We start from the raw sequence: 21,317 nt of genomic DNA, 5'->3' as shown, positions 1-21,317 counted from the left end.
TTATAAAGATAAATCTACACAAGTTCAGTGACTTCTAAACTTGTGTATTCATAACGGGTATCCCTTACCGGGTGATAGCTGAGAAGTGAAGGTGTGGCCCTTCCTTCTCGCTGCACTCTAATTACTTAGTGTATTTAATTTTAAAAGGCAATTACATAGTTACAGCAGTAAAAGAAAGTAATTAAACATAGAGATTTCAAGAATTTTAACACACTATAATAGAACAGTCCTGAATAATTTAGACTGTTTTGTTCTAGTGTGTTTTATTTGTGTATTATCTAGTGTATACTAACGGTGAAGTTTCAAGAGCCATTATCTTGAAAGGAGAACAGGAAATGAAAAGAATAGAGCGTATCTATGAATATGTCATTAACAATACTAAATACTACTCAAAAAAGGAGTTAGAATTAAAACAAGGTATTACGACGAAAGAAATTTCTGATGCATTAGATATCCAGCGGAGTAATGTCTCAAAAGACTTGAACCTATTGGTCCGAGAAGGAAAACTTTATAAAGTTGAAGGTAGACCGGTTAAATATATCGATATCAAATTAATGCAGCATAAACCATTTTCAAAGTATGTATCTAGTTATAAAGAGACACGACCTGAAGATATTGAAACTGATCAGGGTATTCATGACTTTGCTTTTTCTTCAGATGAAGATATCTTTCAGACCACTATTGGGGCTACCGGTAGTATGAAGAACGCCGTTGAACAAGCCAAGGCAGCAGTTTTATACCCTCCTAAAGGTTTAAATACTTTAATTACTGGACCTACTGGTTCTGGTAAATCATTTTTTGCACATGCAATGTTTAGATTTGCTCAATCAAATGGAATGATTGATCATTCAAAAGAGTTGATTGTATTTAACTGTGCCGATTACGCTCATAATCCTCAATTATTGATGAGTCATTTATTTGGTTACTCAAAGGGTGCTTTTACGGGCGCAATGGCCGATAAATCAGGACTTATTCAACAAGCCGATGGGAGTATGCTGTTTTTAGATGAAATTCACAGACTACCTCCTGAAGGTCAGGAAATGATTTTTTATTTCATGGATCACGGAACATATAATAGAATGGGAGAAACAGGAAAAGCAAAGCAAGCATCTGTAAGAATTGTAGGAGCTACAACAGAAGATCCCGGATCTGCCTTATTAGATACTTTTATGAGACGAATTCCAATCAATATTCATCTGCCTTCTTTCAAACAAAGACCAGCTAATGAACAAATCGATTTAGTGAAGCTGATGGCAGGTATTGAAGCAAATAGAATACAAAGAAGAATCAGTTTAACAGAAGATGTTGTTAAAGCATTGATCACTAGTGTGAATTACGGGAACGTAGGTCAACTAAAGTCGAATATCCAATTAGTTTGTGCAAGAGGATTTATGCATCAAATGCAGAAAGAAGAAGTGAATTTAACAGTTAATGATCTTCCGGATGGTATCAAAGCAGGATTGATCCAACTTTCTTCTGATAGAAAAAGGCATACTGAACTATCCAAGTATCTTGAGCCTGAGATTAGTGTTTCACCTAATGAATCTTTCGTAAAAATGACAACAGACGCTTATGAATTGCCTTATAATCTTTATGACATAATTGGGGATAAAGCTGCGCTCTTAAAGGCTGAAGGATTAGATCAGGAATCAATTAATCATTATATATCAACGGATATTAATGTTCATTTAAAGTCTTATTATAGAAATCATGGTTTCTCTTTTAACACAGAATCAAAATTGGCAGAATTTGTTAATACTGAAGTTATCCAATTGACCAGAACTTTATATGATTTAGTAAAACGAAGATTAGGTGCTGAATTTCAGCAGAATTTTATTTATGCAATGAGTTTGCATATTAGTTCTTTTCTGAAAAAGATTTTCTTAGGTGAAGAGCGTAATATAAATCATAATATTAAAGAAATGGCAATTGATTTCCCGGCAGAATATGAAGTAGCAAAAGAAATCAGAAAAATTATTTCTGATGAAATGCATGTAACGATTCCGGAAAATGAAGTATATTATCTTACCGTTTTACTCGTCTCTTTGAGAGATGAACAAGCCCAGGGGAAAGTGGGCGTTATTGTAGCAACACATGGACAATCTACAGCTAGCAGCATGACTAGTGTGGTAGAAGAGCTTCTTGATATTGAGAAAATCAATTCAATTGATATGCCCTTGGACATGCCGCCGCAAACAGCTTATGAACGGATCAAGCAAGCTGTAATAGAAGTAGATGAAGGAAATGGAGTACTGTTGCTGGTAGATATGGGTTCACTTTCTACTTTTGGTGAAAAATTGATGGAAGAAACAGGTATTTCCGTAAGAACAATTGATATGGTATCAACCGCTGTAGTACTTGAAGCGGTTCGGAAAGCTTCTCTTGTGGATACAGATCTGAACACATTATTTGAATCACTCAAAAAATTTAGAGGTTATGTCGATACAGTAAATAACAAACCATATGATCTATCAATAAAAAATAAAAAGAAACAAATTATTTTAGCTGTCTGTGCAAGCGGTGAAGGGACAGCCCAAAGAATCAAAGAATTAGTAGAAAGTGCACTTGATAATAATCTGGAAACGAATCTAAGTGTTATAGCTTGTTCGGTTGCTGAATTAAAAGAAAAAAGAGAAAAGTTGAAAAAAGATTTTTCAATTGTAGCAACTACTGGTATTCTGAATCCCAAGCTGGATGCTCCCTTTATTCCATTAGAGCAGTTTATTGAACAAGATGTTGAAGTTGTTTTGAAAGATATTATTTCTCAAAACAGCATAGTATCATTCACTCCAGAAGTAGACGAAGGAAACGCTAAAAGACTATGTCAGAATTTTATAGAAGAAAGTTATACATTTATAAATCCCGCGAAAGTAATTGATCCATTATGGATATCTGCAAAAGAATTTTATGATCTTTCTGATGAGAGAGAAGGGAATTATGCTTTTCATATTAATTTAATTATGCACCTAGCAGGTGTAGTAGAGCGAACCGTTTTAAATGAGACACTAACGATAGATTCAGACTTAGAACAGATAAAGAGACATCCACTATATTCTGAAATAAAAAAGGTTATCATAAAACTTGAAAAGCAATTAAATATTAAAATTGCATATAGTGAGTACTATTATCTTTATCATTATCTGGAAAATGGTTCTATGGTAGATGAATTAGATGAAATTGATTCAATTATTGAAGACTAAAGATAAATGTAGAACCAGCATTCATACAGATAGGGAAAGCCGATACTAGTCAGGCAATCCGATTTTTAATTAGTGTTTAATATTTGATTATATCAAATTAGTATTAACTGGGAATTTTAGCAATAAAAGAGACCAGCTGATTTTTGGGAAGGAATATAAAAAGAAATGATGGATATAAAATTAGCCCGGATTGACGATCGCTTGGTTCATGGGCAAGTTGTAACAACATGGACAAAGATCACAGGGATCAGTAGAATTTTAGTTGTAAGTGATGAAGCAGCAGGTAGCGATCTAAGAAAATTTCTACTTAAACAAGCTTCACCTCCCGGTGTAAAAACGAACGTGATGACAGTAGAGAAGCTTATAGAAATTTCAAATCATAGCTTACTGGATAACGTAAAAGTTATGCTGTTATTTACTAATCCGACTGATGTATCACAGCTGGTCAAGGCTGGTCTGCCAATAGATAAAGTTAATATTGGTGGCATGAAATTTTCACATGGGAAAAAGATGATTACAAATTTTGTTTCAGTGGATGAAACAGATATTGAAGCATTTAAATTTCTTAGCCAGCAGGGGATCGAATTAGAAATCAGAAAAGTACCAAGTGACCGAAAAATAAACTTGATAGATGTGTTGAAAAAAACAGAATAGAAAGACTAGGTGCGAAACGGGTACTGACATATTTTTAGTATCATACTTGTGAAATAGACTGTTTTAGCCATATTTAAAAGCTATGCCCTCTTTTTTAGGAGGACATAGCTTTTTTGTATCACTAGTCATATCGTTTTCTTTTGGAAGAAGCAGGAATATCTAATTGTTTACGGTATTTTGTTACCGTTCTTCTAGATAAATCAAAGTTTTCTTTTTTTAATAGATCAGCAATTTTCTGATCTGAAAGAGGCTTCTGTTTATTTTCATGTTCAATTAATTTTAACAGATGCTGCTGTACAGAATGAGTTGAAAAGGAAGTATCCTCATCAGTCTGATGATTTCTGGATAGGAAATATTTAAACTCGTATGTTCCAAAATCAGTTTGAATATATTTTCCGTTAATGGTGCGGCTAATTGTTGATTCATGTAAATTAAGCTCTTCAGCTAACTCTTTAAGTTGTAAAGAGACTAAAGAATGACTTTTACCAAAAAAGAAAGATTTTTGTTTCTGAATGATAGCAGTTCCAACGCGCAATATTGTTTCTTGTCTTTGCTTTAGATTTTCTTGAAGACTTTTATATTCTTTCTGTTTATCTTTTACATAATTTAAGACTTCCTTATTGTTATGCTCTTTAAGTTCAGTTGCATATCCCTGGTCAAACTGAAGTATGGGAGTGTTCTGTTTAGCTTCCCTTATAGTAAGTTCTTTTCCGTTCAGTTGGACGATGAGATCGGGTCGGATCGTATAATCTAACGGATTAGAAAAGTCATCTCCGGGGCTTGGGTTTAACTTTTTAATATAATCAAAGACTGATTGAATCTCTTGTAAAGTGACATCATATCTCTTAGCTATCTCTTTCCACTTGCGATCAATAAGATCGTTAAAAGATTCTTCTAATATAATGTAAGCTGTCTCTGGTGCATTTTGATCCCGTTCAGTCTGGAGCATCAGGCATTCCTGTAGAGATCTAGCAGCGACTCCAGCCGGTTCAAGTTGCTGAAGCAAAACTAATGCATCTAAAAGCAAAGTTTCATCCGTATTAGTTTCTTTAGCGGCTGTCACAAGTGTTTTTGAACAGTATCCCCGCTGATCTAATTGGTTGATCCACCAGAACATCATTTCTCTTATCAGCGTGTCTCTATAAGTCATAAGAACTTGCTCAATTAAGTAATCACGTAAACTGCGTTTAGTATCGGCGATCCAGCTCATGTCTTGACCTGCACCAATTGAATGCATTTTTGATTCTGGCATTTTGACTTCTAAAAAAGGATTGTCTAGCATCTTTGAATTTAGAAATGTAATCAGTTCATCTTGATTAAAGCTTAAAAGTTGGATTCTTTGAAGTAATAAAGGACTTAACTGCTGCTTTTGAGATAAATCATATTGTTGACTGAATCCCATTTATAAATACTCCTTTCTTGAAATGTAAAATATATATATTATTTTGTGGCCTTTCTGTCTCTATAGTTTAACACAAATGAATAAAAGACAGCAGTAGGGATAAGATATCAATACAACAAAAAAGTGGATGGGACAAAACTAGTTAAAAAGTAAAACCCCGTCAAATCAAGGATTGAATTTTCTTGATTTGACGGGGTTTTTTAATTGTTCTATACTTCAAATTCTGGCTCAACGGAGACTTTTGTCCCGTCCTCTTTTTATTTAATTGATTATATATTATAAAGAAACACTAGAGGGTTCCATTGCCTCTTTTGGTACACCGAATAGATAAGTAGCTACAAAGCCACCAGCATAAGCAGCTAATAATCCGAGAACATAAGCCCACCATAAATTATTGACGATCAAGGGAATAAGAGCTACACCACTTGGACCAATCGCGCTAGCTCCAACACCACCGAACAGACCGATGACTGCACCGCCGATTCCGCCACCAATACAAGCAGTAATAAACGGTTTGCCAAGCGGAAGAGTAACTGCATAAATTAAGGGTTCTCCAATTCCTAAGATACCTACAGGAAGAGCTCCTTTAATCATAGTAACAAGCTGTTTATTTTTTCGAACTTTGACCCATAAAGCTAATGCAGCTCCGACTTGTCCTGCTCCAGCCATTGCAAGGATGGGAAGTAATTGGGTAGACCCAGTTTGTTCAATCATAGTAACATGTACAGGTGTTAAGATTTGGTGTAATCCAAACATAACCATTGGTAAAAATAATGAACCTAGAACAAAGCCGGCAAATGCTCCACCTACACTTAAAATCCAAGAAATAAATCCAACTAAGTTAGCAGAAACAAATCCTGCTAGAGGCATGATTAGAAAGATCGTTACTAATCCTACTGTTAGTAAGGTAATTGTTGGTGTAATAATAATGTCTATTGAATTTGGAATAAACTTACGTAATTGTTTTTCAACAAGAGAGAGAATCCATACAGCGAAAATGACACCTATAATACCACCTTGGTTTGCTGTTAAAGCTTCCCCGGTAAAAATATTTGGAAGAGGCAGATCTTCGCTTATACTAGTTAAATAAATCATTCCTCCAACAATCCCGCCAAGTCCTTCAGTAGCTTTGAAAACTTTTGCTGCATTTATACCTACATAAATATTTAAAAATCCGAATAATGCCCCTTGTATTAGACCTGCTATGGAGACCATATACTCCCAGTTTTCTCCAGCAATTACTCCAGCCGTTAAAAGATTAGTAAAAATTGACGCAATTCCTCCGATTATCCCGGCTCCTACAAACGCGGGGATCAATGGTATGAAAATACTAGCAATAGATCTCAGAACTTTTTTGAAAGGAGACTGTGGATTATGTTTGCCTTTTTGTGCTGCTTTATTTTCAGCAGTTAGCTGATCAAGGTTATTAATATCTTTAGAGAATAATGCTTGATCCTCAGATGGAGAACCTTCTTCCTCTACAGCTATATCAGCTAGTGTTCCCATTTCGTTTGCTACTTTTGCAGCTAGACCAGGCCCTAAAATGATTTGATACGTATCTTCTTTAACTGTTCCAAGGACCCCATTAACTTGCTTAACTTTTTGGTCATTCACTTGACTAAAATCTTTGACGTCTATTCTTACACGAGTCATACAATTGATCAGTGAATTGACATTATGAGTACCGCCAATTTGTTCATAGATTTCCTTGGCGATTCTTTTTTCATCTTGCTTTACCATGCTATTCCTCCTATTGTAAATTTTATGTAATTCTTCCTACGATATAATCGTATCAGATAAAAAAAGAAATGCAATAAAAAACCTTTTCATTTTTGTTTAAAATTTAATGAAATAATATTTCATGATTATTTTTGATTTAACTTAATATTCTAAAGTGGATTTTAGATATAAAGAAGATAATTAGGAGAGTTAATTTATTGGGCTGTGATATACTAATTTTAAACAAATACATAAGTGGAGGTTAAAATAGTGAAATTTCAAGAGTATACGTATAAAAGACCGAGTTATGATCAGTATAAGAAACAAGCCGCTGTGTTAATTGACCAGGTTAAGTCATCAGATTCAGCAGATGCTGAAATTGTGGCCGTCAATCAAATGTCGGATTTAATGTCTTCCGTAGAAACGATGATGACATTAGCTTCTATTCGGCACTCAATTGATACAAAAGATGATTTTTATGAAAAGGAAGATCAGTATTGGAATGAGTACCTGCCGCTTTACCAAGAAATCGATACAAATTTTTACAGAGCAGTAACGAATTCTAGATATTATGATGATATTAAAAGAACTTTCCCTAAAACATTTATAAAACATATGCAATATGAGCTACAATCTTTTGATAAGTCTGTTATTGATTTGCTTCAAAAAGAAAATCAACTGAGTAGTGACTACCAAAAGCTAATTGCATCTGCACAAATTGACTACGATGGTCAAAAATTGAACTTATCTCAATTCGGTCCTTACTTACAGGATACGGATCGTTCGATTCGAAAATCTGCTTCAGATGCACAATGGAGTTTTTTTGAAGAGCATGAACAAAAAATCGATGAATTATATGATCAACTAGTGAAAACAAGAAACCAGATAGCAAAGAAATTAGGGTTTAAAGATTTTGTGGAATTAGGTTACGTTAGAATGAAACGTTATGACTATAATCGGGAGATGGTCGAAGTTTATCGTAACCAAGTCTTAGAATATGTTGTACCTGTAACGACTGATTTAGCTGAAAAACAAGCTAAGAGAATTGGTCTGAAAAGCATGAAACACTATGATACTCCCTTACAGTTTTTAAATGGAAATCCTGTACCTAAAGGAAATTCAGATGATATTATTGATCAAGGAAGAAAAATGTACCACGAATTATCCTCACAAACAAAAGAGTTTATTGACTTCATGTTTGATCATAACTTGGTAGACTTACTCGCGAAAGAAGGGAAAGCAAGTGGAGGGTACTGTACTTATCTTCCGGATTTCGAGTCTCCATTTATTTTTGCTAACTTTAATGGTACATCTGGTGACATAGACGTTTTGACTCATGAAGCTGGGCATGCCTTTCAAGTATTTCAATCCAGATGGATCAATCAGCCGGAGATTGTCTTTCCAACTTATGAAAGTTGTGAGATCCATTCAATGAGTATGGAATTTTTTACTTATCCCTGGATGGAACTATTTTTTAAAGACCAGACAGAAAAATACAAGTTTGATCATTTGAGTAGTGCGTTACGCTTCCTGCCATATGGAGTACTTGTAGATCATTTTCAACATGAAGTATATGAAAATCCTGAGTTGACACCTGATGAGCGAAAAGCAGTCTGGAGGAGACTTGAAAGACAATATTTACCTGAGAGAGATTTTTCAGAGAGTGAATTTTTAGAAAAAGGAACGTTCTGGTACCGACAAGGGCATATTTTTGATTCTCCATTCTACTACATTGATTATACTCTAGCGCAAATCTGTGCGCTTCAGTTCTGGAAACGGGCACTAGTTGACGAAGATGATCAAGCATGGAACGATTACCTTGAAATCTGTCGAGTAGGTGGAACACAAAGCTTCCTGGAAATTATCGAAACAGCACACTTACGCTCGCCTTTTGAAGAAGGATCTCTAAGAGGTGTTGTTGAGACGATTGCCAGTGAATTAGATAAAGTAGACGATACCCGACTATAATTTTATAAGTAAAAAGCGTTGCTTTCTTTTAATTAAGGAGCAACGCTTTTACTATTGATCAAGTTCATCTAATGATTGTTTAAGATTCTCAGTTTTTTCTATTTTTTTATCCAGTTCAACTTCTAATTCCTTTAGTTCATTTTCTATAAATTCTAATGAATTGTATGCTTGAGATAGATCAGTAGTCAAATTTTCTGATTCCTTCTCGTGGTAAGCATTAGGGTTAAAAGTACCATATAACCACCATGAAAATGATAAATCAAATGGATGATTTTCAGGTAGTTTCTTTATTTTCTCTTCTGATAAGTCGATCCACATTTGAGTTTCAGGTTTATTTCTTCTAGTAATAGAAAGCTGTTCATCAACTGTTTCCCAAAAGCCGGTTTGTTCCATAAAATCAGTCCACGGATAAGTCACATGGAGGTAATGATCATCTTTATCTTCTTCCCAAAGTATGAGATAGCGAGTTTGATCTTCATTTTCGTAAAAGTTCCATGATTCTACTAATTCATCTTTGAATAATGATTCTGAAACTGGAAAAGGATAGTAAGCCTCAAAAGGAAATATAGTTACTGGGAATTCTTCATTTAAGTAAGTGCGCTTGATCCATTCCTGTTTACGACCTAAATCATCTATCTTAGACCAGCTGGTCGTTTCTGCAGAAGGATTTTGAGATGAGATAAGGGATGAAAGATCTTGAGTTTGTCCCTCATATAAAGTTGTCAAGTGAGTCATACTGATTTTTTTTATTACTTTTTGAGCAGAATAATTATCAGATTGAGTATTGGCTCCTACAAACTCGACATTCGGTAATGCTAATGCTTGCTCCATAGCGTATTGGAGTATCTCTGTACCGTAATTCCGACCTCTGAAACGAATGTCACTTCTCAAACGACCTAGCATCACCTGATGATTTGCAAAAACCGTATATCCTGCAGTACTTACAAGTTGCTCATCTATAAATAAACCAAATAATCTGCTGCCATCATCTGTTAATCCTGGATAAATATTAAGCATATAATCTTCTTTTAAACCAGTTTGCATTGATTTGTATAGGTTAAAATCTGATTTAGTCAATAGTCTGATTTCTTTTGTCATGTTTTGCCTCCTACTTTGCGAAAACTTTCTGTGCACCTAATCGAAAACCAATGCAGGTGTAATTCTGTTTCAAATACATATCCTTCGGTGTATCGTCACCGTCTGCAACTAAGATAACTTGTTTTGAATTTTTTTGTGCAAAAGTCATCACTGCTTCTTGCAAAGCAGTTGCGACACCTTGTTTTCTTAAATGTGTAACGGTCAATAAGTCATCGATTTCCACAGTCTCCTCTCCGATAACAGAGATTAAAGACCCGGCTGGTTCGCTATCTACGTAGGCAATGTAAGGGATAATAGATGGATTATCAAGCATTTGTTCATACATATTTTTTTTCATATCGGCGAACTCTTTACCGAAAATCAGGTCGTTTGGATAATTGATACGTTTGAAATCCACTAAATTTTCTTTAGAAAGAGAATAGACTTTTATATTGCTTGTTTGTTTATCAGATTCAAAATTTTTCGGATCAATTGTATAAAGTTCTAGCATTTCAATTGCATAATGTTCTTTTTCAAAGTAAGCCATGATTTCAGATGTGAAGCCTTTATTCTCTGGCCAATAGAATTTCATATGCTTTAATCCTTCATTTGCATGGAACTGGTATTGCATTTCTTCAATCAACTCAAACTCCGACAAGGTGGGCTGATATTTTAATTGAAAAAAGTTAGAATCATATCTTAAAGGTAAGTCGGGATTATAAAACTGTTTGAAGAATTCGTTTTCATCAATTAACTCACTATAGCACTCAATATTTCTGAAACTTAACATGGACAAGCTCACTTCCTATCATTATATAACCAGTATCTTGAATAAAAATGGTTAACAGTTAGTTCAACGTCTCACTGCTATCAGTATTATACTTGAAAGACAAAAAAAGTTGCAATCAAGTCTCATTTATTTTGGATAAAAATTTATAACGATGCTTCTTTAATCAATTTTAAAAAAATTTTAATGTAGATGAGAATTAGTTAATGTACATATTTAATAATAACCAATAATTATAAAAATAGATAAATCGAAAATACAGAACAAAAATTATGCTAAGTCGAATGATAACACTGAATATATAATGTTTGAAATTTAATAAGGAAATATTGATATATTATTGATAATAATATGATATTAATTAATTTACAAATTTCTAAGGCTATATAGTACATGGTTTGAAATCTATTATGTTAAAATTAAAAAATAAAAAGTCTTTAAAAGAATAATTATGCATAACAAGAATTATAAATAATTTATTTTTAGGACTTTAAAAATAGAGGAGTGAATTAAATGGAAAAAAGATATAGTACATTATTGACCCCCCTTTTCGCAGTTCCATTTCTTTTATCAGGTTGTGGAACTGGTGGTACAACATCGACACCGGCTTCAGGAGACAGTGAAAGCGGTGTAAGTGATGGAGTAGTGACAGTTGATTTTTTCAATCAAAAACCAGAAATCACTGCACAATTAGAAGAACTTGCAGATATGTATAGTGAAGAGACCGATGGGAATACTCGAGTTACGATTACAACAGTTGGTAGTGGAGAAGGCTCAGCAGGGTTGCAAGCGCGCTTTTCTTCTGGTGATGAACCGGCATTAATGATGCTGGGAGGGCTTCCTGAAGTTGAACGTTACAGTGACTCATTGATAGATGTATCTGAATTAGAGGTAACGGATACTCTTATTGACGGAACTTTAGAAGGCGGTACCATTGATGGTGTTCCTTTAGGTATTCCGCTTAATCTCGAAGGATTTGGCTGGATGTATAATCGAGAAATATTTGAAGAGGCTGGGATTGATCCGGATTCAATTCAATCTTATGATGATTTTGCAGAAGCCGTTGAGACGTTAGATAGTCAAAAAGAAGAATTAGGCATTGATGAAGTATTTGCGTTTAGTGGTGGAGAAAATTATATAGCTAATCAGTTTTCTGCAAATTTCACAAGTCCTGAATTTAATGAAAGTATTATCGAATCATATGAAGCAACAGAGTTGAATTGGGAATATGGAGACCAAATGAAAAAATATACTGATCTTTTTAACCAGTATAATGTACAGCCCATTCTAACAGTTGACTATAGCCGATCAGTCGAAGAACTATTTGTTAATGATAAAGTAGCTATGGTTCATCAGGGGATTTGGATTGTTCCTACGCTTAATGATATCGATCCAAGTTTTGCAAAAGAAAAATTAGGGTTATTGCCAGTTTATGGAGAAAGTGATACAGAAGGCAAAATTATTGCTGGAGCCCCTTTTTATATTGGTGTAAATAAAAACCTAGATGATGCAGTAGTAGAAGAAGCAAAAAATTTCTTAGACTGGATGTATACCTCTGAAGAAGGTAAAGAAATGATTACTGGAGATCTGGATTTTGTACCAGCTCAAAAAGGTTATGAGCCTGAAGATATTTCAGATCCGGTTTCGCAAGAGTTGTATCGTGCTTTATTAGCGGGGGAAACAGGCGCTATGACGCATAAACAGTATCCAGATGGATGGTTCCAGCAGGTACTATATCCAGAATATCAAAAATATTTGAATGGCGATCAGACTTGGGAAGATTTTGAAACGAATACAGCAGAAGCCTTCAAAGAAATGCGGTGATTGAATGAAAGGAAAACATAATACTGCTTATTACTGGGCGTTTATTTTACCCTCAGTTATAGCCATATCGATTATAATACTGATTCCGTTATTGTTAGGGATTGGTACATCATTAACCAATTCGGACGGATACCAAGCAGTATTTACGGGATTGGAAAATTATCAACGCCTTTTTAAAGATAAACAGTTCTTATCTAGCTTATGGTTCACATTAAGATTTTCATTTGTTGCAGTGATACTGATCAATGCAATTGGATTAGGGCTGGCACTTTTAGTTACACAAAAATTAGGAAAAATCAGTACAATATTTCGAACGATTTTCTTTATGCCTAATCTAATAGGTGGAATTATTCTAGGATTTATCTGGCAATTTATATTTGTCAGAGCTTTTGAGGGGATTGCATCTGCTACAGGAATCTCATTTTTCAGTTCTTGGCTATCAGATTCTACGACAGGATTCTGGGCTTTGGTCATTGTTTTTTTGTGGCAGATGAGTGGGTACATCATGATTGTTTATATTTCGTTTTTAGCAAATATTCCCGGAGAGCTTTTAGAAGCAGGTCAGATGGATGGAGCTAATAACTGGCAGGCATTTTGGAAAATAAAATTCCCCATGTTAGCTCCAGCATTTACAATCAGTTTATTTTTAACCTTGGCTAATGCATTTAAGGTTTACGATGTAAACTTGGCTTTAACAAACGGGGCACCTTATGGATCAACTGAAATGGTTGCCATGAACATTTATAACACAGCATTTTACCAGTATGAACAAGGTTATGCCCAAGCAAAAGCTATCGTATTCTTACTCCTTATAGCAGCGATCTCCTTAACTCAAATTTTTCTAACGCGGAGAAAAGAGGTCGATTTATAATGAGTAGTGTAAAAAGACATAAAGCACTTGTTGCTTTACTAGGTATTATCGTTTCTCTGACATGGATATATCCGTTTGTCATTATTTTCTTCGGATCCTTTAAGAACAGGTCAGAAATATTTACAAACACACTCTGGATACCAGAAGAGGTGGTAAGAGATAATTATCCTACAGCCTATAATAATTTAGATTTTACAAGTAGTTTCTTAAACTCATTGTTGATTACAACAGTCAGCTTGGTTGTAATCGTGATATTTTCATCTATGGCAGCCTATGCGTTGGCTAGGAAAAAAAGTAAGATTAGTACAGGAATCTACTTCTTATGTGCTTTGACCATGTTGATCCCCTTTCAGTCAGTTATGATTCCTTTGGTTAGTATGTTTGGTCAAGTTAACTTATTGAATCGTTTCGGCTTGATTATTATGAACTGGGGTTTTACAACAAGCATGTCGATTTTCTTATATTATGGTGCAATGCGATCAATCTCAGTATCATTGGATGAAGCAGCTTATTTAGATGGAGGAAATCCATTACAGATTTTCTGGAGAGTGATATTTCCGATTCTAAAGCCTACAACTGTTACGGTCATTATTTTAAATGCAATACGATTATGGAATGACTTTTTATTACCTTCTTTGGTAATCAATCAAGAAGGAATGAGGACGATTCCCCTTAGAATGTATTACTTCTTTGGAGAGTATACAGTACAGTGGGAGCTAGCGTTAGCAGGCCTTGTCCTTGCCATAATCCCCATCATACTTCTATATATATTTTTACAGAAGTATATTGTTGAAGGGGTAACAGAAGGCGCAACTAAATCTTAACAAACTGTATAGAGTCTGAGTCAAGACTAGCTAAAAAGAAAAAAGCCGTCAAATTAAGGATGTTCAATCCTTGAGTTGACGGCTTTTCAATTTGTGTAATTTTATAGTAAATTTATAATTAGAGACTATTTTTCCAGCCCCATCTAATATGATTGAAAATTAATAGGCAATATGGATTTGTCAATTTTTGTTCACGATAGTTGACAGAAGATTCTAGTTAAATCAAGGTGTTTTTTTATTTTATTCCTGTCATATCAGGATTTGTTGTTATTATAGTGTTCAAAAAGTGTTCAAATAATACAGTTATATAACAAAGTGACACAGAATTTGTCATGGAAATAAAATATTATTATATAAAACATCATGATATTATGTGGTTAGTGGTCAAGCAGAGAGTACAGTGGTCATGCCACCTATTTATAAAAGTTAAAATTCAAATTAGAATCAGGAGTATATAAATTGATTAAAAAAAGATTATTAGTAGCTGTTGCTGCAACAAGTTTCGCCTTACCAGTATTCATACCACAAAACGTATCCGCTCAGTCTAATCGTATAGAAGAGCTGAAAAAAGAACAAGAAGAATTAAATAACCAAAATAGTCAGTTAGATGAAAAGATCAATGAAAAAGAAGAGCAAATGAAAAGCTTGGAAGAAGAACGTAATCAGTTGGAAGAAGAAGTTGCCGGTCTTCAGAAAAATATAGATGAATTGATTTTAAATATTCAAGAACAAGAAAAAGAGATCGAAAGAATTGAACAGGAAATCCAAAAGTTACAAGATGAGATTACTAGACTTGAAAAAATTATTGAAGAAAGAAACGATCAATTAGAAACTCAGGCAAGATCGGTACAAACAGAAGGTAATACGACAGATATTATTGATATGATTCTCTCAGCCGAGAATCTATCGGATCTAGTTGGTCGAATAGGGGTCGTCAGTAAGATTGTTTCTGCAAATCAAGATATTATGCAAGCTCAAATAGATGATCAGAATGCTTTGGAAGAAGCTGAAAAATCAATTCAAAATGAACGTGAATCAGTCGAATCAGCGAAAGCACAGCTTGAAGTTGATCGGAATAATTTAGTTGCACAGCGTATGGAATTAGATGATAAGATTTTACAAGTTGCCGAGAAATTTAATATGTCTGAGCAAGATAAAGAAAGTTTTATGAATGAGCAATCAGTAATTGCACAGCGTACAAGTACACTTTCTGCAGAAATGCAGAAAGAACAACAACGAATCATTGAAGAACAAAAAAGAATTCAAGAAGAACAAAGATTAGCTGAAGAACAACGTCAACGTGAAGAAGCGGAAGCTCTAGCACGAGCTGAAGCGGAAGCGGCAGCAGCTGCTAAAGTGAAAACTTCAACTTCTAAGAGCAACCAAACTTCAGGGTCTACTAATAGTGGATCAAATACTAAAACAGAAGTAGAGAAAACTCCAGTACAATCTAATTCTGGATGGACACGTCCAGCCAGTGGAAGAATCACTTCACAATTTGGATATAGAACTCACCCTGTAACCGGAGAAAAATCATCACTCCATAATGGTCTTGATATTGCTGGAGGTGGTCCGATTGTCGCGGCTAAAGCAGGAACAGTTACTCAAGCTACTTTCTCAGGAACATATGGATATATGGTACTAATTGATCATGGAAACGGCTTATCTACTCGATACGCTCATATGCAGCCGGGCTTGAAAGTCGCTCCAGGCCAGAGCGTCTCACAAGGACAACAACTGGGTATCATGGGAACTACTGGTAGATCGACTGGTGTACATTTACATTTCTCAGTATTAAAAAATGGAACTCCAGTTAATCCTATTTCTTATATTGGTGGATAACATATCCTTAAAGGAGATGCCTAGGTGCATCTCCTTTTTCTGTATATAGAAACTTTTTCCAATGTGGTAAACTGTTATCTAAAAGAAACTGTGAGAGGAAGTCTTTAAGTGGAGAGAATCGAATCCATCAAAAATAAGAAAATTAAAAGCTGGAAAAAGCTGTTAACAAAAAAAGGTAGACAAAAGTCGCAGAAATATATTATTGAAGGTTTTCATCTAGTAGAAGAAGCAATCAAAGCTGATGTTCAGATCGATTATCTACTGATAAGTGAAAACTTAAATCAAGATGATTGGCTGAAAAACATTACAGTTGAAAGCATCGAATTATCAGAAGAAGTATCAGCTGAACTTTCAGATACTGAAACTCCACAAGGAATTTACGCTATACTACCGTTTCCCGAACCAATAAATTATAAGGAGATTGACAGACCATATCTCTTTTTGGATGCCGTTCAAGATCCGGGTAATGTAGGCACACTCATTAGATCTGCAGATGCTGCTGGCTTTGGAGGTGTTGTTTTAGGAGAAGGATCAGCTGATTTATTTAATCCCAAAACCTTAAGATCAGCTCAAGGTAGTCATTTTCATTTGAACATTTACCATGGAGATCTAATTTCTTGGATTAGACGATTTCAATCTGAAGAAAAAATAGTTTATGGAACAGCACTGGATGAGAGAGCTGTCTCATACATTGGAGAGAAGCCAGAGACAAATTTTGCTCTGATCGTAGGTAACGAAGGTGCTGGAGTAAATAGTGAAGTACTTAAAGAGACGGATAAAAATTTATATATTCCTATTAAAGGCCAGGCAGAATCTCTAAACGTGGCTATAGCAGCGAGCATATTAATGTTTTCTTTATATCAATAAATGAAATTCAGTTAAAGAATTTTTCATAAATAAAACGAAAATTTGACAATTTAGTGTAGTTTGCTTTATAAACAGTAATAATTAGATTTTCAACTTTAATTTTTTCATTTTTAGGAGTAAGATAGAAAACAGATATTAATTAAAGGATTATGAATATCAAAATTACCTTGAATCTATTAAAAACAAGTCTAAACTGTAAGGCACAAAGGAGAAGTTTCATGGAATTTGTTCAATCTATCTGGGAACATGACCAGGAATATATGGCTTTGATCAAAGATTTAATTCAAAATGAAGAACTTTTAAAATTAGATACTATTACACACCATCACTACACGACTCGCTTAACTCATTCCTTATTTGTATCTTATGTGAGTTACCGTCTCGCTAAAAGATTTAATTTAAATGTGAGAGCTGTCGCTCGAGCAGGATTATTGCATGATTTTTTTCATGAAGGAAGAGAAGAAATAGCAGCTATGGAACAGGGCTCACATAATTGTGTACACCCTAAAATTGCGGTCGAAAACGCTGCTAAAATTACTCCATTAACTGATTTAGAACGCGATATCATCTTGAAGCATATGTTTTTATGTTCTAAAGTCGGTATGCCTCGCTATAAAGAGAGCATGATCGTAACATGTGTAGATAAATACTGTGCAATTAGTGAAGTATCCAAACCTTTGCGTGAAAAAACGAGAATTAAAGTTTCTGATTGGATTGCTAAAGTTCGATTAGTGCATGCATAAAAAAGTGAAACGTATCAGGAGCAGTGTTCTCCTGATACGTTTTTATTTTTGCTTAAAAGAAAATCATTGTATATCACATCAGAATAAGTGATTTTCTTGGGTTAACTAGTAAAGGAACCAATAATGAAAGAAAAGTTTGTCAACTTATAAAAGACTGAAGTGTTATGGACGTAGCTCTAAATAGAAAAAAGTGCCTTCGATAGTTCAATCACTAACGAAGACACTTATTTATTAACAGTCTGTTAAAACGAGAAAATGATAATCTGGAAATCAGCCATTTACAATAGTTCCACCATTAATATGAATGGTCTGACCTGTCGCATAACTTGAATCTTTTGTTGCTAAATATACATAAGCAGGAGCCAACTCGGATGGTTCGCCAGGTCTACCCATCGGTACGCTGCCATGTTCATCGTATTCACTGCCAATAGTAGCTGGAATAAGAGGAGTCCAGATAGGACCTGGAGCAACGGCATTTACCCGAACCTTTTTATTTAAAACTTCTGTATTCTGTGAAAAAGAACGAGTAAATGAAATAATGGCTCCTTTTGTTGCAGCATAATCCATTAATCCGGGAGAGCCTTTGTAGGCAGTGACAGAGGACGAGTTTATGATTGACCCATTTTCTGTCATATGAGGAAAAACTTCCCGAGCCCAATAAAACATGCCGAAAATATTTGTTCTAAATGTACGATCTAATTGTGCGGCAGTTATATCCATAATACTTTTTTGTGGATGCTGTTCTGAAGCATTGTTCACTAGTACATTGATCTGACCCCATTTTTTAGCGATTTCCTTAACAGTATCTTTAACAAAAGATTCATCTCCAACATCGCCAATGTATAGTAACGCATTTACACCTAATTTCTCGATTTCCTGTTTAATTGTCTGAGCATCTTCTTTATCTTCTAAATCCACTAATGCAACGTTGGCCCCTTCTTTAGCATAAGCGATTGCAACAGCTCTTCCGATTCCACTATCTGCTCCAGTTACAATTGTATTAAATCCTTTCATTTTACCGGCAGCTTTATAATCTGGATCATCTACTTTAGGAGTAGGTTCCAGTTTTCCTCTATCATCGGGCATTAGATAATCTTTTTTTGGCGCTTGAGTTTTTATTTGTTTGTCGTTATCCATCTTTTTCTCCTTCTTTCTAAAAAGTTTAAATTGGTGTATTCAACAATAATTCATTTTCTCTTAAATCAATTACTTTGAATCGATTATCTTCTTTAATGTAGATAGTTTTAGAGACTTGCTCATCATCCTCTAAAAATATGATTACTCTAACAGCTGTATTATCTTCTACTGCATAGGTCTCGAATTGAGTAGGATCAAACACATCTTGATCTTTGAATTCTTCATAGTCAGATAAATCAGTGATCACTTCGGCATCTTCTAACTCTGAATCGGATGCAGGGGCCATTTCTTGATCGGTTGCCACAGTATCTGAAACTTCTTCTTCGACTGCTGCCTCTTCTTCTGTCGTGATAGTTTCACTACCAGAATCACCTTCGGTACAGGCACCTAATAAAGCAGTTGCTAAGAATAAACTTAAAATTTTCTTCACTCAATCCCTCCTGAAGTTTCATGATTAAATTTCAGTATACAAAATAAGACTTTTAATAACAAAGATTAGAACTGAACTAATTAATAAACTCTTTTTATTGATAAAACAAGGATATTAAGGTAAAGTTAATATGTAAGATCTATCTAGAATGATAAACGATCATAAGTTAAGATAAGAGTGAGATGGATAACCATTTCACATTTGAAGCCCTCTAGAAGTAGTTAAACTGACTGATTATAGTTTTAATTCCAGTAGTTTGTATTAAGTTTAAAAATTGGATAATGTGGATATTCGCAGTTACCAGTTTAGAGGTGCAGTATTAATGACTAGTAATTCATTTTGTTTGCATGCTCAAAGGCGTGTTTTTTTTATGGAAAGAATTAAAGAGGTGTTCAATCTCTGGAGTCTTAAAAAAATCAAGAAACTAAATTAGTCATTTTGTAATTTAAATTTTGGAGGTGAGGCATATGGATAGTGCTCCCAGTTCGATATTATTCTTTGAATTAAAACATAGTTTGTTAAGTGGACATCTAGAATGTATGTCTTCTCAAAAATTTAAACATGAAATGAGTGACTAGTAATGAGAATAGTTAAAACAACAGAACAAAAACATTACAATAAAATATTTCAAGCAGCAAAAAAAAATGACCGGGAAAAATTCAGAAAATTATTTTTACAATTACATGATAGAGATCAGCATGCAATCTTTCATCTATTATATCCGGAAAAAAAAGCGAAAATAGCTGATTTCCTTACTCCAGAAGAATTTTCAGAGATTTTTGAATGGATGGATACAGAAGATCAGGAAGATGCTGTTCAATACTTGCCTGATGAGTATATGGCAAAAGTATTCAACCATATGGCGGCCGATGATGTTGCTCATTTTTTGACAAATAGTGATGAAACAGATAATCAGTTACTGTTATCGATGATGGATAAGCGAGAAAGTGATAGAGTACAAGAATTACTTTCCTATGCTCCGGAGACCGCCGGTTCGATCATGACGAAAGAATTTATTTCTATTAATTATAAAGCCACTACTAAAGAAGTTATCAGGAGATTGCGTCAAATCGGACACCATGCTGAAACAATTTATTATTTGTATGTGGTAGATGAGAAAGAACATTTACTGGGCGTACTTTCACTAAGAGATTTATTATTGTCTTCTGAAGAAGAGACAGTGGAATCTTTGATGTACTCTCAAGTAGTCTCTGTACGAGTAGATGAAGATCAGGAGCGTGTTGCACAAATCATACAGGATTATGATCTACTTGCGCTTCCTGTTCTAGCCTATGATGGTTCTATGTTAGGGATCGTAACAGTTGACGATGTAATGGATGTTATCCAAGATGAGGTTACGGAGGATTTTAATGAATTTGCTGGTATCCGCAGAGGAACGGATGATAAAAAAATGTCTCCATTCAAAGCTGCAAAGTCTAGAGCACCTTGGATCATTATTTTATTATTCTTAGGATTACTTACAAGCAGTCTGATCAGTTATTTTGAAGAAACTTTAGAATCTGTAGTGATATTAGCTGCATTCATACCAATGATCATGGGAACTGCTGGGAATGTAGGAACACAATCATTAGCGGTGGCTGTTAGAAATCTTACGATTGATGACAAAGATAAAGATAGTTTTTTTAAAACTGTCAGACAAGAATTTACTGCTGGAATGATGATCGGTATTTTAGCAGCAGTCGTAATGATTGGAATTGTTATGGTCATTTATGGGAATCCTGTTTTAGGAGTTATTATTGGGGCTTCTATTTTCTTATCCGTCAGTTTGGCTTCAGTTACTGGTTCCGTTATTCCAGTTATTATCAACAAGTTCAATATAGATCCAGCGGTTGCATCAGGACCTTTTATCACTACGTTGAATGATACAATGGGACTGATTGTGTATTTTACAATAGCAACTTCTCTTATAAACTATCTATAAATAATAAAATCTTGCAATTTTTGAACAAAA

The 21,317-nt window shown here is 34.5% G+C and carries 16 protein-coding genes; 10 read left to right on the top strand and 6 right to left on the bottom strand.

The window, feature by feature from the left end; translation table 11 throughout:
- Positions 1–335 precede the first annotated feature (335 nt).
- Both BM212_RS06050 and BM212_RS06045 read left to right on the top strand, forming a co-directional pair.
- Complete coding sequence (locus BM212_RS06050) at positions 336–3,200, top strand: sigma-54-dependent transcriptional regulator (RefSeq protein ID WP_072695514.1); 2,865 nt, start codon at positions 336–338, stop codon at positions 3,198–3,200.
- Positions 3,201–3,368: 168 nt separating this feature from the next.
- The gene (locus tag BM212_RS06045) at positions 3,369–3,854 is read left to right on the top strand and encodes a mannose/fructose/sorbose PTS transporter subunit IIB (protein WP_072696188.1); all 486 of its coding nucleotides are present in this window, start codon (positions 3,369–3,371) and stop codon (positions 3,852–3,854) included.
- Positions 3,855–3,975: 121 nt separating this feature from the next.
- Here BM212_RS06045 and rpoN read toward each other — a convergent pair whose 3' ends face one another.
- Positions 3,976–5,256, bottom strand: coding sequence for an RNA polymerase factor sigma-54 (gene rpoN, locus BM212_RS06040; protein ID WP_072695512.1), 1,281 nt, complete (start codon positions 5,254–5,256; stop codon positions 3,976–3,978).
- A gap of 276 nt (positions 5,257–5,532) precedes the next feature.
- Positions 5,533–6,996 carry a PTS transporter subunit EIIC gene (locus BM212_RS06035; protein WP_072695510.1) on the bottom strand — a complete coding sequence of 488 codons (1,464 nt, stop codon included), beginning with the start codon at positions 6,994–6,996 and terminating at the stop codon, positions 5,533–5,535.
- A gap of 249 nt (positions 6,997–7,245) precedes the next feature.
- Between BM212_RS06035 and BM212_RS06030 the strand changes: the two genes are divergently transcribed.
- A complete protein-coding gene (locus BM212_RS06030; RefSeq protein ID WP_072695508.1) occupies positions 7,246–8,943 on the top strand; it encodes a M3 family oligoendopeptidase in 1,698 nt (565 codons plus the stop codon).
- A gap of 51 nt (positions 8,944–8,994) precedes the next feature.
- On the opposite strand, the gene BM212_RS06025 is transcribed toward BM212_RS06030, so the two are convergent.
- Together BM212_RS06025 and BM212_RS06020 are read right to left on the bottom strand one after the other, a co-directional pair.
- Positions 8,995–10,041 carry a GNAT family N-acetyltransferase gene (locus tag BM212_RS06025; RefSeq protein ID WP_091897241.1) on the bottom strand — a complete coding sequence of 349 codons (1,047 nt, stop codon included), beginning with the start codon at positions 10,039–10,041 and terminating at the stop codon, positions 8,995–8,997.
- A gap of 10 nt (positions 10,042–10,051) precedes the next feature.
- Complete coding sequence (locus tag BM212_RS06020; RefSeq protein ID WP_072695506.1) at positions 10,052–10,810, bottom strand: GNAT family N-acetyltransferase; 759 nt, start codon at positions 10,808–10,810, stop codon at positions 10,052–10,054.
- A 510-nt stretch (positions 10,811–11,320) separates the two neighbouring features.
- On the opposite strand from BM212_RS06020, the gene BM212_RS06015 reads away from it, so the two are divergent.
- From BM212_RS06015 to BM212_RS05990, 6 genes are all read left to right on the top strand, one after another.
- Positions 11,321–12,631, top strand: coding sequence for an ABC transporter substrate-binding protein (locus BM212_RS06015; RefSeq protein WP_091897238.1), 1,311 nt, complete (start codon positions 11,321–11,323; stop codon positions 12,629–12,631).
- Positions 12,632–12,635: 4 nt separating this feature from the next.
- Complete coding sequence (locus BM212_RS06010; RefSeq protein WP_072695502.1) at positions 12,636–13,502, top strand: carbohydrate ABC transporter permease; 867 nt, start codon at positions 12,636–12,638, stop codon at positions 13,500–13,502.
- Complete coding sequence (locus tag BM212_RS06005) at positions 13,502–14,326, top strand: carbohydrate ABC transporter permease (protein ID WP_091897235.1); 825 nt, start codon at positions 13,502–13,504, stop codon at positions 14,324–14,326. Before BM212_RS06010 ends, BM212_RS06005 begins: the two co-directional genes overlap by 1 nt.
- A gap of 459 nt (positions 14,327–14,785) precedes the next feature.
- Positions 14,786–16,168, top strand: coding sequence for a M23 family metallopeptidase (locus BM212_RS06000; protein WP_083540578.1), 1,383 nt, complete (start codon positions 14,786–14,788; stop codon positions 16,166–16,168).
- Positions 16,169–16,276: 108 nt separating this feature from the next.
- Complete coding sequence (locus BM212_RS05995; protein WP_072695498.1) at positions 16,277–17,035, top strand: TrmH family RNA methyltransferase; 759 nt, start codon at positions 16,277–16,279, stop codon at positions 17,033–17,035.
- A 218-nt stretch (positions 17,036–17,253) separates the two neighbouring features.
- Positions 17,254–17,778 (top strand): HD domain-containing protein, encoded by a 525-nt coding sequence (locus BM212_RS05990; protein WP_072695496.1) that lies wholly within the window; start codon positions 17,254–17,256, stop codon positions 17,776–17,778.
- A gap of 270 nt (positions 17,779–18,048) precedes the next feature.
- Here BM212_RS05990 and BM212_RS05985 read toward each other — a convergent pair whose 3' ends face one another.
- Both BM212_RS05985 and BM212_RS05980 read right to left on the bottom strand, forming a co-directional pair.
- Positions 18,049–18,915, bottom strand: a complete 867-nt coding sequence (locus BM212_RS05985; protein ID WP_091897232.1) for an SDR family oxidoreductase — start codon at positions 18,913–18,915, stop codon at positions 18,049–18,051.
- A 25-nt stretch (positions 18,916–18,940) separates the two neighbouring features.
- Positions 18,941–19,345, bottom strand: a complete 405-nt coding sequence (locus BM212_RS05980) for a hypothetical protein (protein WP_091897229.1) — start codon at positions 19,343–19,345, stop codon at positions 18,941–18,943.
- Between the two features lie 580 nt (positions 19,346–19,925).
- On the opposite strand from BM212_RS05980, the gene mgtE reads away from it, so the two are divergent.
- Positions 19,926–21,287: a magnesium transporter gene (gene mgtE / locus BM212_RS05975; protein WP_072695490.1), complete on the top strand. Its 1,362-nt coding sequence runs from the start codon at positions 19,926–19,928 to the stop codon at positions 21,285–21,287.
- Positions 21,288–21,317: the final 30 nt, after the last annotated feature.

The sequence above is a fragment of the Marinilactibacillus piezotolerans genome (assembly GCF_900114235.1).
Taxonomy (GTDB): domain Bacteria; phylum Bacillota; class Bacilli; order Lactobacillales; family Carnobacteriaceae_A; genus Marinilactibacillus; species Marinilactibacillus piezotolerans.
This window is presented reverse-complemented; position numbering and strand designations above follow the sequence as displayed.

Bases quoted from the DNA above. Each gene is read 5' to 3' on its own strand.
- BM212_RS06050 (WP_072695514.1), top strand. From the start codon at position 336: ATGAAAAGAATAGAGCGTATCTATGAATATGTCATTAACAATACTAAA.
- BM212_RS06045 (WP_072696188.1), top strand. From the start codon at position 3,369: ATGGATATAAAATTAGCCCGGATTGACGATCGCTTGGTTCATGGGCAA.
- rpoN (WP_072695512.1), bottom strand. From the start codon at position 5,256: ATGGGATTCAGTCAACAATATGATTTATCTCAAAAGCAGCAGTTAAGT.
- BM212_RS06035 (WP_072695510.1), bottom strand. From the start codon at position 6,996: ATGGTAAAGCAAGATGAAAAAAGAATCGCCAAGGAAATCTATGAACAA.
- BM212_RS06025 (WP_091897241.1), bottom strand. From the start codon at position 10,041: ATGACAAAAGAAATCAGACTATTGACTAAATCAGATTTTAACCTATAC.
- BM212_RS06020 (WP_072695506.1), bottom strand. From the start codon at position 10,810: ATGTTAAGTTTCAGAAATATTGAGTGCTATAGTGAGTTAATTGATGAA.
- BM212_RS06015 (WP_091897238.1), top strand. From the start codon at position 11,321: ATGGAAAAAAGATATAGTACATTATTGACCCCCCTTTTCGCAGTTCCA.
- BM212_RS06010 (WP_072695502.1), top strand. From the start codon at position 12,636: ATGAAAGGAAAACATAATACTGCTTATTACTGGGCGTTTATTTTACCC.
- BM212_RS06005 (WP_091897235.1), top strand. From the start codon at position 13,502: ATGAGTAGTGTAAAAAGACATAAAGCACTTGTTGCTTTACTAGGTATT.
- BM212_RS05990 (WP_072695496.1), top strand. From the start codon at position 17,254: ATGGAATTTGTTCAATCTATCTGGGAACATGACCAGGAATATATGGCT.
- BM212_RS05985 (WP_091897232.1), bottom strand. From the start codon at position 18,915: ATGGATAACGACAAACAAATAAAAACTCAAGCGCCAAAAAAAGATTAT.
- mgtE (WP_072695490.1), top strand. From the start codon at position 19,926: ATGAGAATAGTTAAAACAACAGAACAAAAACATTACAATAAAATATTT.